The 18,200-nt window shown below is 50.8% G+C and carries 14 protein-coding genes; 8 read left to right on the top strand and 6 right to left on the bottom strand.

The window, feature by feature from the left end:
- The first annotated feature begins 2 nt into the window (after positions 1–2).
- From KK083_RS09890 to KK083_RS09880, 3 genes are all read left to right on the top strand, one after another.
- The gene (locus KK083_RS09890; protein ID WP_254163249.1) at positions 3–1,868 is read left to right on the top strand and encodes a RagB/SusD family nutrient uptake outer membrane protein; all 1,866 of its coding nucleotides are present in this window, start codon (positions 3–5) and stop codon (positions 1,866–1,868) included.
- A 95-nt stretch (positions 1,869–1,963) separates the two neighbouring features.
- Complete coding sequence (locus KK083_RS09885; RefSeq protein WP_317195222.1) at positions 1,964–5,320, top strand: VCBS repeat-containing protein; 3,357 nt, start codon at positions 1,964–1,966, stop codon at positions 5,318–5,320.
- A gap of 60 nt (positions 5,321–5,380) precedes the next feature.
- On the top strand, positions 5,381–6,277 hold the full coding sequence (locus KK083_RS09880) for a hydroxypyruvate isomerase family protein (RefSeq protein ID WP_254162986.1): 897 nt from the start codon (positions 5,381–5,383) through the stop codon (positions 6,275–6,277).
- 151 nt (positions 6,278–6,428) lie between these two features.
- On the opposite strand, the gene KK083_RS09875 is transcribed toward KK083_RS09880, so the two are convergent.
- The 3 genes from KK083_RS09875 to KK083_RS09865 all read right to left on the bottom strand — a co-directional run bounded on the left by KK083_RS09875 (position 6,429) and on the right by KK083_RS09865 (position 8,582).
- Positions 6,429–7,472 (bottom strand): NAD(P)-dependent alcohol dehydrogenase, encoded by a 1,044-nt coding sequence (locus KK083_RS09875; RefSeq protein ID WP_254162985.1) that lies wholly within the window; start codon positions 7,470–7,472, stop codon positions 6,429–6,431.
- A gap of 179 nt (positions 7,473–7,651) precedes the next feature.
- Positions 7,652–7,993 (bottom strand): hypothetical protein, encoded by a 342-nt coding sequence (locus KK083_RS09870; RefSeq protein WP_254162983.1) that lies wholly within the window; start codon positions 7,991–7,993, stop codon positions 7,652–7,654.
- Between the two features lie 145 nt (positions 7,994–8,138).
- Positions 8,139–8,582: a peptidylprolyl isomerase gene (locus KK083_RS09865; RefSeq protein WP_254162981.1), complete on the bottom strand. Its 444-nt coding sequence runs from the start codon at positions 8,580–8,582 to the stop codon at positions 8,139–8,141.
- Positions 8,583–8,637: 55 nt separating this feature from the next.
- Between KK083_RS09865 and KK083_RS09860 the strand changes: the two genes are divergently transcribed.
- The 4 genes from KK083_RS09860 (at position 8,638) to KK083_RS09845 (ending at position 13,662) form a co-directional block, all read left to right on the top strand.
- Positions 8,638–9,177 carry a class I SAM-dependent methyltransferase gene (locus KK083_RS09860; protein ID WP_254162979.1) on the top strand — a complete coding sequence of 180 codons (540 nt, stop codon included), beginning with the start codon at positions 8,638–8,640 and terminating at the stop codon, positions 9,175–9,177.
- 63 nt (positions 9,178–9,240) lie between these two features.
- On the top strand, positions 9,241–11,220 hold the full coding sequence (locus KK083_RS09855) for an ATP-binding protein (RefSeq protein ID WP_254162977.1): 1,980 nt from the start codon (positions 9,241–9,243) through the stop codon (positions 11,218–11,220).
- Positions 11,217–11,849 (top strand): response regulator, encoded by a 633-nt coding sequence (locus tag KK083_RS09850; RefSeq protein WP_254162975.1) that lies wholly within the window; start codon positions 11,217–11,219, stop codon positions 11,847–11,849. The genes KK083_RS09855 and KK083_RS09850 overlap by 4 nt, the downstream gene beginning before the upstream one ends.
- 271 nt (positions 11,850–12,120) lie before the next feature.
- Positions 12,121–13,662: a hypothetical protein gene (locus tag KK083_RS09845; protein WP_254162973.1), complete on the top strand. Its 1,542-nt coding sequence runs from the start codon at positions 12,121–12,123 to the stop codon at positions 13,660–13,662.
- 102 nt (positions 13,663–13,764) lie between these two features.
- Here the strand turns inward: KK083_RS09845 and prmC are convergent, their stop codons facing one another.
- Positions 13,765–14,610 carry a peptide chain release factor N(5)-glutamine methyltransferase gene (gene prmC / locus KK083_RS09840; protein WP_254162971.1) on the bottom strand — a complete coding sequence of 282 codons (846 nt, stop codon included), beginning with the start codon at positions 14,608–14,610 and terminating at the stop codon, positions 13,765–13,767.
- A 50-nt stretch (positions 14,611–14,660) separates the two neighbouring features.
- Between prmC and ribD the strand changes: the two genes are divergently transcribed.
- Entirely contained in the window at positions 14,661–15,677 is a 1,017-nt protein-coding gene (ribD, locus tag KK083_RS09835; protein ID WP_254162969.1) for a bifunctional diaminohydroxyphosphoribosylaminopyrimidine deaminase/5-amino-6-(5-phosphoribosylamino)uracil reductase RibD, read from the top strand.
- 143 nt (positions 15,678–15,820) lie between these two features.
- On the opposite strand, the gene KK083_RS09830 is transcribed toward ribD, so the two are convergent.
- Positions 15,821–16,618 (bottom strand): zinc-dependent peptidase, encoded by a 798-nt coding sequence (locus KK083_RS09830; protein WP_254162967.1) that lies wholly within the window; start codon positions 16,616–16,618, stop codon positions 15,821–15,823.
- 3 nt (positions 16,619–16,621) lie between these two features.
- Positions 16,622–18,166 (bottom strand): glycine--tRNA ligase, encoded by a 1,545-nt coding sequence (locus KK083_RS09825; RefSeq protein WP_254162965.1) that lies wholly within the window; start codon positions 18,164–18,166, stop codon positions 16,622–16,624.
- Between the last annotated feature and the right edge of the window lie 34 nt (positions 18,167–18,200).

Genomic DNA, 18,200 nt, shown 5'->3' with positions numbered 1-18,200 from the left:
ATATGAATAAGATAAAAGTAATATCATTCAGTGTTATCATCGCTTTGTTCACCGTTTCCGGTTGTAACGACGACTTTGTCAATACCAAGCCGCTTACGGAAGTGCTGAGTGAAGAAGTATGGAGAGACCCGGGCCTTGCCGATGCATTTGTTACAGAGATCTATGGCGGTCTCGGCAACGGTGGCTTCGATGAGCAGATGCTGGCGTCGCTGACAGATGAAGCGATCTTTACACACCCGGGCAGGGGCATCAATACCATCACCGAATCGCGTTCCAATCCAGCCGATCCGGGATGGATCAATAACACCATCGCCTGGGGAAACATGTATGCGCGCATCCGTGCCTGCAACCTCGCGCTCAAAAACCTGGAGACACCACAATTCAACGATGAAGCACTGGTGGCCCGCCTGAAAGGTGAAGCGCTTTTTATGAGGGCATATTTCTATCATCAGCTGGTGCGCTATTACGGTGCTGTTCCGCTGGTGAGCACCTCTTATGAGCTCGATCAGCCTGACTATTCCATTGCGCGGAACACCTTTGAAGAGTGTGTTAACTTCATTGTGGCCGATGCCGATGCTGCGGCTGCGTTGCTCGAAGGAAGAACCATGGTGAGTGGCCGTGCCACAAAAGCCGCCGCGCTGGCGCTCAAGTCGCGCATCCTGTTATATGCTGCAAGCGATCTCCACGATGTGCCTACTGCTACAGCCAAATCAACACTGCTGGCAGACTTCGCCAGTGCTGGCAATGCCGCATTGCTGGGTTACACTTCCGGCACGCGTATGGAGCGGTGGCAGAAAGCGCAGGCTGCTGCGAAAGCTGTTTTAGACCTGCCTGGTTTCGGCTATGCGCTCGGCCTCGCAGCTCCGGCAACCCCGGCGGAGGGAACAAACAATTACATGAACATTTCGCTGGCGCGGAACAGCGGTGAGAATGAGCTCATCTTCGCGCGTTATTTCATTAACTCCAAACCGGAGAATGGCGGAAGGCAGGGATTGTTCAATGGCCCGAATGGTTATCACAACTGGGCAGGTAATGCGCCGATCCAGAACCTTGTGGATGATTATGAGATGATGGATGGAACCCGGTTCGACTGGAACAACCCGGCACAGGCAGCAGCACCTTACAACAACAGGGATCCGCGCCTCGCTGCCACCATTCTTTACGATGGCGCCACCTGGAAACCGCGCCCCGCCGACGTTGCCGCTAAAGATCCGGCAAACCAGATCCAGACCGGGCAATACGAAATAATCGACAACACCGGAGCCAAACGCGCTTATTTCGGCCTCGACACCCGTCAAAGCTCTGTTGAAGACTGGAACGGGACACGTACAGGTTACTATACCCGTAAGTTCATCGATCCCAATCCTGCTGTGGTAGACCAGAACACCTGGCAGCAAATTCCGTGGCCGGTGTTCCGTTACACAGAAGCAGTGCTCAACTATGTGGAAGCTTCGATAGAGCTGGGGCAGGAAAACGAAGCCAGAACATGGCTGAACAAGATCCGGTTCCGTGCAGGTATGCCCGCCGTTGTGGATGCCGGTGATGCCCTGCGGCAACGTTACAGGAATGAACGTCGCGTGGAGATGGTGTATGAAGAGCAACGTTATCACGATGCACGACGGTGGATGATCGCATCGGAAACGTTGGGTAAAAAAGCGCGAAGGATCAACATTACCGCCACGCTGTTGCCGGGCAAGGATGTGAAGCTCTACAAATATGATCCAACGAGCTACCTGTACAAGTATGAAGTGTTCGATATCGATCCTGGAATTGAAAATCGCCTGTGGCTCGACAAGATGTATTTCCTGCCGATCCATCGCGATGAAATGAACAGGAACAGTAAGCTGGTGCAGAATCCCGGATTCTGACCCTGTTGTTCTTTCTTTGTTTGGGTTTTCTGGAGGCTGTCTCATCTTGAGGCAGTCTCTGGATTTTTATAAGCGATAGCAGATACATCCCGTTCATGAACATGCTCAAAAATTACATTGGTCTTTTGCTTCCCGCGATGCTGTTGGTGAGCTGTCGTACGCAGCCTGTGAATGAAGAAAAAGCACCCGTTACGCAGCAGGCTGACCCCCTGTTTGTATCGTTGCCACCCGAGCGTACCGGTATCAGCTTTAAGAATTTGCTGGAGGAAGGATTGAACACCAACGTGCTCATGTACGAGTACTTTTACAATGGCGGAGGTGTTGCCTTGGGCGATGTGAATGGCGATGGGCTGGATGATATTTATTTCACCGCGAACATGACGGCAAACCGCTTATACCTGAACAAGGGAAACATGCAGTTTGAAGATGCGACCCAGGCGTCAGGCGTTGCGGGCAGGGAAGGTCCCTGGAAGACCGGTGTTACCATGGCCGATGTGAATGGCGACGGCCTGCTCGATATTTACGTGTGTTATTCCGGCAACGTGAAGCCGGAGAACAGAACACAGAAGCTTTACATCAATCAGGGTGTGAATGAAAAGGGCGTGCCTGTTTTTAAAGAAGAAGCCGCACAATACGGACTTGCCCTTTCAACTTCTGCAACCCAGGCGTTCTTCTTCGATTACGACAATGATCACGACCTCGATGCGTTCCTGCTCAATCATAACATCAACGCGTTGCCTGAGCTGAATGAGACGGCAACATCAGCATTGCTGAAAAAGACAGACGACGTCAGTGGCGTGCGGTTGCTCAGGAACAACAACGGAAAATTTAGGGACGTCACTTCCCGCTCAGGGCTCAACAGCTCGGCTTTATCGTACGGCCTGGGCGCAGGCGTAGCCGATATCAACCAGGACGGCTTCACTGATATCTATGTTTCAAACGATTATAACGTGCCCGATTTTTTATATATCAATAACGGCAACGGCACTTTTACAGACAAGCTCAGGGAGTACATCGGGCACACCTCTCAATTCTCCATGGGCAATGACGTGGCCGATATTAACAACGATGCCCTTCCCGATATCTTTACACTCGACATGCTGCCCGAAGACAACCGGAGGCAAAAACTGCTGTTATCGCCCGACAACTATGGAAAATTTGAGCTGAACCTGCGCGTGGGATTTTATTATCAATACATGCGCAACATGCTCCACCTCAATACGGGTAATAATACGTTTGCCGAAGTGGGGCAGCTTGCCGGTGTATCGAACACCGACTGGAGCTGGGCATCGTTGTTTGCCGATTATGACAACGACGGATGGAAAGATCTTTACGTTACCAACGGATACCTGCGCGACTACACCAACATGGATTTTATCCGCTACATGGATAATTACGTGCAACAGAAAGGCAGGCTGAAACGTGAAGACGTGCTCGATCTCGTTCACAGGATTCCGGCATCCAACGTGGTGAACTATGCGTTCAGGAACGATGGCGGATGTACGTTCACCAACGCAACCACTGCCTGGGGAATGAAGCAACCCTCCAACAGTAACGGTGCTGCCTATGCAGACCTCGACAACGACGGTGATCTCGACCTGGTGGTGAACAACATCAATCAACCGGCGTTCATCTATCAGAACCAGGCTAACCGCCAGGGAAAACATCACTATCTGAAGATCAGGCTCAAGGGCAAAGACAAAAATACTTCCGGATTGGGGGCGCGGGTCACCGTTCATGTGGGTTCAAAGAAATTGTATGCGGAGCAAATGCCGTCGCGGGGTTATCAGTCGAGCGTATCGCCGGTGCTGCACTTCGGGCTGGGTGAAGATTCGGTGGCTGACTCTGTATCCGTGCAATGGCTGGGTGGCGGCAGTCAAATGTTGACGAACGTCAAAGCCGATGCACAGATAGAATTGAATGAAGCCGATGCGCGGCCGGGAAAAAGATCGTCACAAAAGTTGCAGGCAGTATTTAAGCAGACGAGCTCGTTGCTCCCATTCACGCATCAACGTGCTAAGGTCAACGATTTTAAACGGCAACCCTTGATGGTAAATCCGATGTCGTTTGAAGGTGGATGCCTAGTGAAAGGCGACGTTAATGGCGATGGACAGGAAGATGTTTACGCGGGAGGAGGGGCCGGGCAGGCTGGTGAATTGTGGTTACAACAGAACGGCAGGTTTGTCAGGAGCACACAGCCAGCTTTTGAAACAGATAAGAACAGTGATGATACCGATGCTGCATTTTTTGATGCTGATAGTGATGGCGATGCCGACCTTTATGTTTGCAGCGGAGGTTATCACAACTTTGAACCCGAAGATGCGCTGCTGCAAGACAGGTTATATGTGAACGATGGCAAAGGAAACTTCACCAAAAGCCTGGAAGCGCTTCCGCCAATGCGCACCAGCACCAGCTGCGTGAAGGTTTCAGACGTGAATGCTGATGGTCATCCTGACTTGTTCGTTGGTGGTAGGGTGATCCCCGGACGTTACCCTGAAGCGCCGCGCAGTTACGTACTCATCAACGATGGTCGTGGACGATTTCAGGATCTGACCGCGAAGCTTGCCCCTGCGATTCAAAACATCGGAATGGTGACCGATGCGCAGTGGCTGGACCTGAACAATGACAAAAGACAAGACCTTATTATCGTGGGAGAGTGGATGCCCGTGACCATTTTTATCAATCACGAAGGCACACTGACAGATGAGACCACAAACTATTTCGATAAGCCGTATCGCGGATGGTGGAATACCCTTGCGGCGGAAGACCTTAGCGGTGATGGCAATGTTGACCTGATGGTCGGCAACCTGGGACTGAACTCGCAGTGCAAGGTGTCAGACAAAGAGCCGGCCGAAATGCTCTACAAGGATTTTGATAACAACGGATCCGTTGATCCTGTGCTCTGCACTTACATCATGGGGCAACGTTTTCCATACGTGAGCCGTGATGAGCTTCTCGATCAGCTTCCCTACCTGAAAAAGCGTTTCCCTGATTACAAAAGTTTCGCCGATGCCTCGTTGCAAGATATCTTTCTTGACAATGAGCTGCAGGGTGTTGCACGCCTGTCTGCCAACACTTTGAAGACAACCTATTTTGAGCGGAATGCGAATGGAAAATTTTCAGAGAGGCCGTTGCCTGTGGAGGCACAGTATGCACCGGTTCATACCGTCACCGTGTTGGATTACAACGAAGATGGAAATTCCGATCTGCTGCTGTGTGGTAATATCAACGGTGCGCGCCTGCGGTTTGGCAAGTACGATGCGAACGAGGGGCTGCTGCTGCGGAATGATGGCAAGGGCAATTTCACCAGTGTTCCGCAGTCGCAATCGGGTCTCAGGCTGAAGGGTGATGTACGAAGTGTGATCAGGGCGAACGATGTATTCCTGTTCGGGATCAATGGCGGACAGGTAAGCGCATGTAAGTTGCTGGTGGCGAGAGAGAATATACCTTAACGGTCATGCGTCGTTTAAAAGTAATTGCTTAACTTATCCGGCTGTTAAAAAAACAAGTATATGAAAATGCGTGACGATCAGACCTCGAGACGAGGAGCATTGAAAAAGATGGTGGCGGCCACTGGTGCTGCCGCGGCAATATCTTTGTCGCACAGGGTGGAGGCGGCAGAAACTGCGCTTGCCCACGATCTGAAAGGAAAAGTAAACCACTCTGTTTGCCGTTGGTGTTATAACGACATTCCCCTGGAAGACCTGTGCAAGGCCGCCAAGAACATTGGCCTGGCTTCCGTTGAGCTGGTAGGACCGGAAGAGTGGCCTATATTGAAGAAGTACGGACTTACATCAGCGCTGCCGTGGGGCGCAGGCAAAGGCATCAACGACGGTTTTAACGATTTAAAATTACACGATGAGCTCGTGGCAAGTTATGAAGCCATCATCCCGAAAGTTGCCAACGCAGGGCTCAACCAGATCATCTGCTTCTCCGGCAACCGCAGGGGCCTTGATGATGAAAAGGGAATCGAGAACTGCGCCATAGGACTGAAACGCCTTATGCCCATCGCAGAAAAATACAAAGTTACCATGGTAATGGAGCTGCTCAACAGCAAAGTGAATCACAAGGATTACCAGTGCGACCACACCGAATGGGGCGTGGCGCTGTGCGACAAGGTGGGCTCTGAGAATTTCAAACTGCTCTACGACATCTATCACATGCAGATCATGGAGGGCGACGTGATCGCCACCATCCGCAAATACAACAAATACATCTCGCATTACCATACCGGCGGTGTTCCCGGCCGGAATGAGATCGACGACACACAAGAGCTGCATTATCCCGCCATCATGAAGGCCATTGTGGAAACAGGATTCAAAGGTTTTGTTGCCCAGGAATTTATTCCGAAGCGCGAAGACAAGATCGCATCGCTGAAACAAGGCGTTCAGATCTGTGACGTGGCTTAATGGTTGCCGGTTGCCAGTTTCCGGATGGCCGGTTTCGGGAGGTGTAAAAACACACTTCTGTGCTTCGTATCCCCTGTTTCGATCTTTGCACTGAACGTCAAAGATACACTACCCTAAACTGGCAACTGGAGACCGGCAACTGGCAACCAGACTAGAGCGTGGCCATATCGATCACAAACCTGTATCTCACGTCACCTTTCAGCATCCGTTCATACGCTGCGTTGATATCTTTCATGGCGATCACTTCAACATCTGAAACGATCTTGTTGGCGGCGCAGTAGTCGAGCATCTCCTGTGTTTCGGGAATGCCGCCGATCATGGAGCCAGCAATACTTTTTCTGCTCACAATGAGGCTGAATGCTTCTACTTCCGCAGGTGTTGGCGGTGCGCCCACGCAGATATGTGTACCGCCGGTTTTCAGCATGCGCAGGTACATGTTGTAGTCGTGGGGAGCGGAGACTGTGTCGAGAATAAAATCGAAATAACCCCTGAGTGATTTTACTTTCTGGGCATCGGAAGTGAGGGCGAAGTGATGGGCCCCTAACCGTTTGGCATCCGCTTCTTTCGAAGGTGAGGTGCTGAGCATTGTTACTTCGGCGCCGAACGCAGAAGCGAATTTCACAGCCATGTGACCCAGGCCCCCGAGCCCGAGCACGCCGATCTTGTGGCCCTTGCCAACTTTCCAGTAACGCAGCGGCGAGTAAGTAGTGATGCCTGCACAAAGCAGCGGCGCTACACCCTGCAGCGGCAGGCTGGCATCGACAGTTAAAACAAAATCCTGGTGCACCACGATCTCATTGGAGTAGCCTCCATAAGTGGGTGTTTTTCCATCTCTTTCATAGCTGTTGTAGGTGCCCACCATGCCGTTGAGGCAATACTGCTCGAGTCCTTTTTTGCAATTCTCGCAGGTGCGGCATGAATCCACCATACAACCTACAGCGGCCAGGTCGCCGGCTTTGAATTTTTTAACGTTGCTTCCAACACTCGTCACACGGCCAACGATCTCATGCCCCGGAACCATGGGATAGATCGATCCGCCCCACTCATCGCGTATCTGGTGAAGATCCGAGTGACAAACGCCACAATACAGGATCTTGAAATGTACATCATTCTCTCCCGGCGTTCTTCTGCTGAACGAGAAAGGTGCCAATGGCGATTTCGCGTTCTGCGCCGCATATCCTTTTGCTGCTATCATTAGATTTTGGATTTAAAATTTGAAGCGAAAAGGTATACAAATTCTCAACACATGCACCGGACTCACCAACTAAATAGCCTGTTTGTAGGTACGAAGTACGAGGGACGAGGTACGGAATGCAGGGCCTACAATCAAGGCACCACGTACTTCGTTCCCGATAGCAATCGGGATCGTACCTTTTACTTACTCACTGCTACTATTCTGGTGGGATGACTCAGTTTATAATCTTTCTTCCGGTTGTTAACACCAATCCGTTTATTCACGTACCCCTTTGAATATTCCTTTACCCTCGCTTCGAACTCAATGGAAACTCCTTCGGTGAGACCGGCCTTTTCAAATCCTGCAGTATAGGTGAACCAAAGATGATCCGCCACCACCTTGCCGGTTTCAACATCAACAATATTGGTGAGCAGAACCGTAGTCTCGCTATACCCCTTATAATTCACCTTCTTCCCAAACCGCGCAAAAGTTGCACTGAACTTTTTTCTTTCACCCTCTTCAGCAGCAAGCTTTTTTCTCATAACAATTCAGGTGCGATCCCGCTAGCTATCGGGAACAAAAATTCGAAATACGCGAGCCCACCCATCAATCGAAGACTACCCCCCTCCTTACTACTTACTTCTTACTCCTGACTCCTTCTTCTGACTCCTGGCTCCTGACTTCTTTTTATCCTTCAACCTCCGTAATCACAACCTTCTCCATCTTATCTCCCTGCCTGATCTGATCGATCACTTCAAGACCTTCATATACTTTTCCGAAAACAGTATGGTTGCGGTCGAGATGTTTGGTATTTTCACGGTTGTGGCAGATGAAGAATTGTGACCCTCCGGTGTTGCGTCCGGCGTGCGCCATAGAAAGTACACCGCGGTCGTGGTACTGGTTGTCGCCGGTAAGCTCGCAGTCGATCTTGTAACCGGGGCCTCCGTTACCAATGCCGTTAGGACAACCGCCCTGGATCACAAAATTCGGGATTACCCGGTGAAAGATGAGGCCATCATAAAAGTTATGCTCAGCAAGGTCAATAAAGTTCTTCACGGTGTTGGGAGCATCTTTTTCGAAGAACTTGATCTTCATCACTCCTTTTTTTGTATGGATCTCTGCTATCTTCATTTGATTTTTAATTTAAAGCGCGAAATTACTATTAATTGAGGATATTTAACTACCCATGAAACTGGAAGTTGCCATCCGTCTTATTGAAAAAGGTATCCATCATACCACCGGGCCACAGCATTGGGCAGACTTTGGCGCCGGAAATGGATTGTTCACCAGGGCGCTGGCAACACGTCTGCCTTCCGGTAGCTCCCTGCATGCCATTGATAAAGACGCTACTGCCTTGAAAGCCATCGATCTGGGATCGGCGCCGGTAACGCTGAATAAGCTCCGTACGGATTTTATCAACGAAGAACCTGATCCCGGTCCGCTGGATGGTATACTGATCGCCAATGCATTGCACTATGTGCCACACACCCTGGCGTTTCTGACGTACCTGAAAAAGATCCTCAAACCATCGGGCCGCATCATTTTGATCGAGTACGACAGAGATACCGGCAACCAATGGGTGCCCTTTCCCGTGAGCTACGCCGCCTTACAGTTGCTTGCACCCCAGGCCGGTTTTAAAGCCGTTACCAAAATGGGTGAAGAACCTTCCGTTTATAGCCAGGTAAATATTTACTCAGCACTGCTGTTACAAGAGATGGGTAACTAAAAATCCCGGTTTCCCGTTAACTGTCTTTTCAGCATCTTTAAAGTTCAAAATCCCACAAGCAAAATGACCTCATCAGTTCCCTGTATTTTGTTGGCGTTACTGATCTCCGTCACGTTTTGCGCACAGGCAAACAGTGATGCCTTTCAGCAAGAGTCTTCTTTCACGTCAAGTGCTGCCAACGATTCAGCGCAATATTATCTTGACCGGGGGCAGACAAAACTGGCCCGTTACTGGGTTGAACGTGCGCTGGCTATATCGCAGGAGTCCGGATCAGCACCCGGCGTTTCTTATCTGTTGTTGGGTGATGTTGAAGATGACGATGGATACACCACCAAGGCGCTGGAAGCGTATCGTAAAAGTCGTCCGCTGATCACCGGTGCGTTGCGTGCGCGGGCATTCAATGGCATCGCCAACTGCCTTGCGTCATTGGCTGCTTACGACTCCGTTCTCTGGTACCTTGGCGAAAGCATGAAGCTGGATCCATCGCCCAGAAATGAGGTGATGACAGCCATGGCCACGGCGCGTTGCTGGTACAACCAGAACCTTCATGAAAAATCGTTGCCGTACTGGCAGCAGGCTTATGACAAGGCTGCAGCGTTGAAAGACTCCAGGCTGATGGCCCTTAGCCTGAGCGGTATGGCGCGCATTTATTTCAACCAGGATACCGACATGAATGTGGTGATCGGCCATCTCAGGAAAGTGGTTGCCCTCTGCGACTCGTCCAGGCATGCCAACCTCATCGCACAGAACTACACCCGCATGGCCAACGCCTACATGGTGATGGACAAAGGAAAAGAGGCCGCCCATTATCTCGGCCGTGCGAAAAATATAACTGACCTTTCGGGGAATTTACCTGTGCGCAGTTATGTGCTGGCCTCGCTCGCCATTCTCAGGCACGGCGATGGAGATCTTGCCGGTTCGATCGAATTTGCAGAAGAAGCCATTGCCATCAAAAGAAAGCTCGGCCAGCTTCGCCAGTTGCAGAACGACCTGCTGAACATCGCTGAATCGTATGGCGAGATCAAAAGATACGATAAGGCACGGGCTGCGTTGAAAGAAGGCATGTCAATCAGCAAAACCCTGGGTGACGTGATGTTCATGTACTACTTCTACAGGGATGCTTCGAAGATCGATTCGCTCACAGGAAATTACAGGGACGCTTATTCGAATTTGAAACGATCAATCTTTTACCAGGACAGTGCCCAGTCGCTGAAACGGTTCACGGCCGTGGAGGAGCTGCGCGAGCAGTACGAAGCCGAGCAACATAAAAAAACGATCGCTGAAAAGGAAGTGGTGATTGAGCATCAGAAGTATCAGCAAGCCGTGATCGCAGGCGTTTCAGTTGTTACGGTGCTGGTGCTGATGGTCGTTCTCATCGTTCTGAGAAACCGTCACCGGGTGCGGCTGCAACGTGAGAAGCAGCGGCAGGATCATCTGCGCCTTCAAACCATTGTGCATACCCAGGAAGAAGTTCAGCAGAGCATTGCTCGCGACATTCACGATGGCCTGGTGCAGGTGCTGGGCGCGGCCAAGATGTCGCTGGAAGCAGTGGATACCAACACCGACAAGAATCTCATGGTGAACCGGATCCGCGAAGCTTCAAAGATCATGGATGAAGCCTGCACCGAAGCGCGCAACATCTCGCACCAGATCCTGCCTTATTCCCTGATGAAAGACGGACTGGTTCCTGCCCTCGAGGAGCTGCTGAAAAAAAGCCTGGCGCAATATGAGTTCAGTGCGCCGCCGGAATTGAAACGCCTTCAGGGCGACCTCGAAATAAACCTGTACCGCATTGCCCAGGAGTTGGTGAACAACGTAGTGAAGCACGCGGAGGCATTGCATGTTACCGTAGGGCTGGCGCGCAACAACGGATCGCTCGTGCTTTCATTCCGTGACGATGGCAGGGGATTTGACCGCGCATCGCAGCAACAGGGTGCGGGCATCACCAACATCATGACCCGGGCAGAGCTGATCGGCGGTAAGGCGCTGATCGAGTCGAACCCTGGCCAGGGAACCTTCGTTCAACTCACCGTTCCGTTATGAAAGAACCTGTACGTATTTTTATTGCTGACGATCATAAGCTGATGCTGGAAGGGCTGGCCACACTCATCCAGAGCATCGACGGATTTTTGCTGGTGGGCAAAGTAAACTCAGGCAAAGCCCTCATCGAAGCGATGCAGAACATGCAACCTTTGCCTCATATTTGTATCGTTGACATCGAAATGCCCGAGATGGATGGCTTCGAAACGGTGAAGGCGATCTGTCAGAAATTTCCGAAAGTGAAAACCATGGTGCTGACCATGCACAATGAATCACATTTTGTAAGCAGGATGATCGCTGCCGGCGCCAATGGCTACCTGCTCAAGAACGTAGATCGCGAAGTGTTCATCGAGAGCATCCATAAGATCCTGAGCAGCGACGGATTCGTGACCGAAGGCATAAGCCCCGGACGATCACCGCAGCACACAGAGGCCAACGACCTTACCCATCGCGAAAAGCAGATCCTGCGACTGATCGTTCAGGGAAAAACCAACAAAGAAATTGCCGAAGAGCTCTTCATCAGCGATCGCACCGCAGACACCCATCGCACCAACATCAAACGCAAGCTTAAGATCACCAGCCTCGCCCAGTTGATCCAGTATGCTAAAGATCACGGCTTGTCCGGCTTTTGAAGTACTGCCAGCTACAGGTACGATCCCGATAGCTATCGGGAACGAGGTACGATTAATACAAGCAGGGTTTACAATCGAGGCTCCACGTATTTCGTATTTCGTACCTCGTACCTTCCCAGTACGGTGATCCCCGTATTTCGTCCTGCATAGTCAAAATACGGTACACCTGTAGCAACTTATCCCGCCCGGCAGGAGTATATGTATCGCCGTGGAACTGCAAAGCTTCCAGGCACCCATTCATGTTGAAACGTATAATTCTCTCATTAAAAAAATGAAAACCTCATTCAAACATTTTTTATTTCTCGTTTTGCTCGTGAGCAGCTTAAGCTGTGATCGTGAAGAGGCCATTACCGAAAAGGATGGCCAGGTTTCTTTTGTGGTAGGCGCTAAAACCGCAGAAGATGGACGTCAGTCGGCGGAAAGTACGCCCGCATCATTGCTGCTGACACTGGAAGACAATCAGGGGAATGTTGTGTTGGAGAACAAAAAGCTCGACTTGCTGCAATTCGGACAGGGTTATGTTACGGAAAGTTTAGCGCTCACGGTAGGACGTTATTCCATCACTAAATTTCTCGTGCTGAACAGCGACAACAAAGTGATCCACGCCACGCCACTGGAAGGTTCTGAAAAGGCTGCTGCCGTGAATGATCCGCTTCCGCTGGATTTTACAGTCACCGCGAATGCCAGCGTTGAAGTGAAGCCACAGGTGCTGACGGTTACGGCACTGGATAAGCCCCAGAGCTTTGGATACGCAAGCTTCGGTTTTGAAGTGGTGGATGCTCCCGAAACGATGAAGATCAAAGTGAAAGTACAACTTCGCGTTGGTAATACCGATTACCTCGATGTTGATACAAAGCTTGTGGTAAGAGGATTTGACTCGCTCAAGGTCGAGAAATGGAAAAAGGAATTTGATTATGTCGGTCCCGCCGATAATGTGCTCGAGATCAACGCAGGCCTGGATCTTTATACCATCGAGCTTCGCCAGTGGGGGATCTATGACCAGCAGATCTTCAAAAGAGAATACCTCTGGGCAAATCGTGAAGACGGCCCTCAACCCGTTACGTACGTGCTGGGCGGCGCTGCAGCACCGAAGAAGATCTCTCATTACATCAGCTATTTTACGACCGCTGATCCGGAAAATCCCGGTTCACACACCATGGAGCCTCAGTCCAAGATCGGCTACGAGTACGATGCTGCCGGAAAGGTGACCAGGCTCACGCACTACAGGTATGTGAAGGAAACGGATTCATTTGTTCCTGAACGTTATGCCAAATTCAACTACATCGCCGGAAGGGTAAATATGATCCTGTATTTTCAGCAGGGTGCCACCAGCGCCGATCTTGTATACGGTTACGATTATGAGGATAACGGCAACGTGTCTCGTATTGTGGAGCTGAAGAACGGTGTTGAAAGTGCGGCGGTAGACTTCACCTACAATTATACCGACAGGCTGATCAACGCCGCGTACACTTTTTCTAACGGACAGGGATTTCAATACGAATTCTTCTACAAATGGAAGAACATTCAAACCGATAAGACCACCCGGGGAAGCCAGCTTTGCAGCGAAGGAAGTTATTTCTACGACAAGAACATCAACCCTTTGAAGCATGTGGGTTATGTCGACTTCCTGCTGCGCAATTATTCTGTGAACAACAGGCTAACGGAAGATGTAGTGTATACCGGGTGTGCCTTCCCTACAATGATACCCATGGTCTATACTTATGAGTACGATGCCGATGGATATCCCACGGTGATGACTACGCATTATAAAAAGACCCCGGCGAAATCAGAAACGCGATATTATTATAATTAACCTAAGCTCTCTTTGTGGTGCTTTGTGTTCCTCGTGCCTTTGTGGTGTTTTACGGTTATTCAACACAACGGCATCAGGGGCACGAAGCACCACGAAGTTTTTTTAAAGCAATCCCTTCACGATTCTGTCTTTGCCCGACAGGTCTTTTATAATTTGTACGTCTTTATATCCGGCAGCTGTAAGCAATTCGAGCACCGCTTCGCCATACCGTTCGTTGATCTCCATGCATAATAATCCTCCGCTCCTGAGGGCAGCTTTTGCTTTGTTAACGATGGTCCGGTAAAAGATCAGCGGATCATCTACGGGGGTAAAAAGTGCGAGGTGGGGTTCGTGATCAACCACATTGCTTTTCATATCGCGCTGCTCTTCTGGTGCGATGTAAGGCGGGTTGCTCACCACTACATCAAGTGCGCGCAACGTGAGCTCCTCTTTGAGGATGTCGTGTTCCATGAACGTGACTCTGGCGTTGAGTTTTATGGCATTGTCTTTCGCCACCGCCAATGCCGCAGTGCTAACATCCGTAGCGTAAACGATAGATCCGGCGATCTCCAGCGCCAGGGTTATAGGTATACATCCGCTTCCCGTGCCGATGTCAAGGATCTTGGGCTCATCCGTTGTAGTGCGGTCAATGATCAAACGTACAAGCTCCTCCGTTTCAGGTCGGGGGATCAGCACAGCCGGACTTACCTGAAACTTGCGGCCAAAAAAATCCGCTTCACCCAGCACATATTGCACAGGCTCATGTTGGTTGATGCGCTGCACGGCGTCCCGCAGCTTCGCCTCATGAGATGGTGAAACTGTAATGGTCTTTTCGGCCAGGATCTGGGCTTTGGAGAGCCCCAGCAGATTTTCAAACACGAGATAAGCAATGCCCTGTATTTCTTCCCTGCTTTCGGGCAGGGTGATCGCTTTAACGAAATCGTAAAACAACAGTTTGGAATTGTTCATGGCTTGGCAATCTTTGCAATAATAAGGCAATGCCTACCCAACATCATCATATGGACGAGATTTTTATGCGGCGTGCGCTGGAGCTGGCTACCCTGGGCCGTGGTCATGTGAGCCCGAACCCACTGGTGGGCTGTGTGATCGTGCATGAGGGTGTGATCATCGGCGAAGGCTGGCATAAGAAATACGGGGAGGCCCATGCCGAAGTGAATGCTGTGCGCGATGTCACCGATAAAATGCTGTTGTCGCACAGTACTGTTTACGTAACTCTCGAGCCCTGCTCGCACTTCGGAAAAACGCCACCGTGCGCCGATATGCTGATTGCTGAAAAAGTAAAAAAGGTGGTGATCGCCAACCTCGATTCCAATCCGCTTGTTGCCGGCAGGGGCATGAAAAAGCTTCAGGCCGCGGGTATTGAAGTTATTACTGATGTGCTCAGCGATGAGGGACGCGAGCTTAACAGGCGTTTCTTCACTTTCATGGAGCGGCAGCAGCCGTACATGATCCTGAAATGGGCAGAGACCGCAGATGGTTTTGTTGCCCGTGAGAACTTCGACTCGAAGTGGATCAGCAACGAGCTTTCACGCCAATGGGTGCACCGGTGGCGAACCGAAGAAGATGCCGTGCTGGTAGGCATACGTACCGCACAACATGACAACCCCAGGCTCAACGTACGCAGCTGGACAGGCCGCGACCCGATAAGGATTGTGATCGACCGATTCCTGAAGCTCAACCCAACGTTACACCTGTTTGATGGTACGCAGCGCACCATCTGCTACAACACTGTTAGAAGTGAAGAAAGACCTAACCTCTCATTCGTCAAGCTCCCGGCTGAAGATTTTTTGCAAGCGCTTGTCACCGATCTTTACCACCGCAAGATCCAATCTGTGATCATCGAAGGCGGCGCACAAACCCTGCAACTGTTCATCGATCAGGGATTGTGGGATGAAGCAAGGGTATTTACAGCTCCGGTAACGTTCGGCAAAGGAATATCCGCGCCCCGCATGAATGCAAAATTGATAGAGCAACACAAAATCCAGTCTGATACGTTGAAGATATTCCGCCCGTAATACGCCCGCACGTCTCCACCCTAAGGCCCGCCTTCGCGGAACCCGATCTCGCGCGGAAGTTTCTTCCGTGCGCACCAAGAAATCTCATTCGAAGCTTCTCTCTCCCAAGCGGAAGTTACTTCCGCAACTCGAATTGAATATGATTAAAGTACCAACGGATCCTGTCCGAGAAGTTTCACCATCACCTGGTACAGATCCGGCAGCTCTTTCTTGAACTGCTCGCTGCGTTCAAAAAAATTCTCCACGGCAACGCTGAAGAACTCATGCTCGTTGGTGCAGGCGTAAGGCCTGAAAAATGTTTGTGTAGCGAATACGGGATCGTTGCAGATACGATGCGCATAAAGATCGAACTGCGCCAGCATCTCCTCTTCGAACGGAGGAAAGTCTTCGCTGCGGATCATCACCTCCAGCCGAAGCGCATGGGCCATCTCGTGAAGGCCAAGGTTTTTCGAGTCGTTTGGTTGGATGTATCCGTCGATGAAGCTTTGCCACGACAGCACAATGATGCCGAAGCGCGGGTTCACCTCACCCTTGTGATAACGTTTGGTGATGGATGAATAATAATCGTTTGGATAAACGAGGATCTTGGTGAAGTAGCTGAGATAGATATTCGGCAACCCGAAGGTGAGCTGCACTGCCGAGGCCGCGATCAGCACCCTGGCTTCGATCGTCACCTCATCTACCTGCCGGGGAATGAACCGTTTTCCGTAAATGAACTGCACTACCTTTTTCTCAAACCGGGTCTTGTTTTCCGGCGACAGCTTCTGGTAGTAAGCAAAGTATTTTTGCAGGATCTCCTTATACCGGATCGGTACAGGAAGCAGCAGCGTTTTTACCGGTGCCGCTTTCTGGCCCGCATACACATAGCTCTCTCTGACCTCATGTTTGAAGTAATAGACAACCAGCGCTACTACTCCCGTGAAGATCAGAAAGATGACCATGTTTTAGATCTTCCTTAAAAGATTGTTGATCGAGCAGGCGTCGATAAGTTTTGATCGCACATCGGCGATCCGCACGCGCTCCTGCTTCATGCTGTCGCGGTCGCGGATGGTTACCGTATCGTCTTCCAGGGTCTGGTGGTCGATCGTGATGCAGTAAGGTGTGCCGATCGCATCCTGCCTTCTGTATCGTTTTCCGATCGCATCCTTTTCTTCATAGAAGCAGCGCAGGTCGTATTTCAGATCGTTCATGATGGCCTGCGCTTTCTCCGGCAGCCCATCTTTTTTCGTCAGTGGCAGAATGGCAACCTTGTTGGGCGCCAGCGGTGCCGGTATGCGCAGCACTACACGGTCTGAGCCGTCTTCGAGCTTTTCTTCCTGGTACGATTTGGAGAGAATGCCCAGAAAGCACCGGTCAAGGCCTACAGAAGTTTCTACAACGTAGGGGATGAAGTTCTGGGTATCTTCCGGATCGAAGTATTGCAGTTTTTTGCCTGAGTACTTCTCATGGCTCTTCAGGTCGAAGTCGGTGCGTGAGTGAATGCCTTCAAGCTCTTTAAAGCCCATCGGGAAGTTGAACTGGATGTCGCAGGCTGCGTTGGCATAGTGCGCCAGGTTCAAATGGTCGTGGTAACGGTAGTTGTCATTGCCCAGGCCCAGGGCGAGGTGCCACTTCAACCGTTTTTCTTTCCAGAACTCGTACCACTTCATTTCTTCGCCGGGTTTCACAAAGAACTGCATCTCCATCTGCTCGAATTCACGCATGCGGAAAATGAACTGGCGGGCAACGATCTCGTTCCTGAATGCTTTGCCGATCTGGGCGATACCAAAAGGGATCTTCATCCGGCCGGTCTTCTGCACGTTCAGGAAATTGACAAAGATGCCTTGCGCGGTCTCGGGGCGCAGGTAGATCTTGCTGGCGTCTTCGGCAAGCGAGCCGATCTCTGTTGAGAACATCAGGTTGAACTGCCGCACGTCTGTCCAGTTTTTAGTGCCTGAAACAGGGTCGGTGATCTCCAGGTCGATGATCAGCTGCTTCATGCCAGCCATGTCACCGTTGCTCATGGCATCTTTCAGCCGCGCGTTGGTCTCATCTATCTTCTTTTGGTATTCCAGCACACGCGGGTTTGTAGACTTGAACATGGCCGCGTCGAATGATTCGCCGAAACGTTTGGCTGCCTTCTCCACTTCCTTGTCGATCTTCTCTTCCATTTTGGCGATGGCGTCTTCCACCAGCACATCGGCGCGATAACGTTTTTTAGAATCTTTGTTGTCTACCATCGGATCGTTGAAGGCGTCAACGTGGCCGGAAGCTTTCCAGGTGGTGGGGTGCATGAAGATGGCGGCGTCGATGCCCACGATGTTGTCGTGCAGCAGGGTCATGAACTTCCACCAATATTCTTTGATATTGTTCTTCAGCTCTGCGCCGTTCTGGCCATAGTCGTAAACAGCGCTGAGGCCGTCATAGATCTCGCTTGAAGGAAAAATAAATCCATACTCCTTGGCATGGGATATAACATTCTTAAAAAGGTTGTCTTCTTGATTCGCCATAGAAGGCAAAGATAGAGCAGTATTTCTGGGATTT

The sequence above is a fragment of the Chryseosolibacter histidinae genome (assembly GCF_018598225.1).
Taxonomy (GTDB): Bacteria; Bacteroidota; Bacteroidia; order Cytophagales; family Cyclobacteriaceae; genus Chryseosolibacter; species Chryseosolibacter histidini.
The sequence above is the reverse complement of the archived record's forward strand: the minus strand, read 5'-3'. Positions and strand labels throughout refer to the sequence as shown.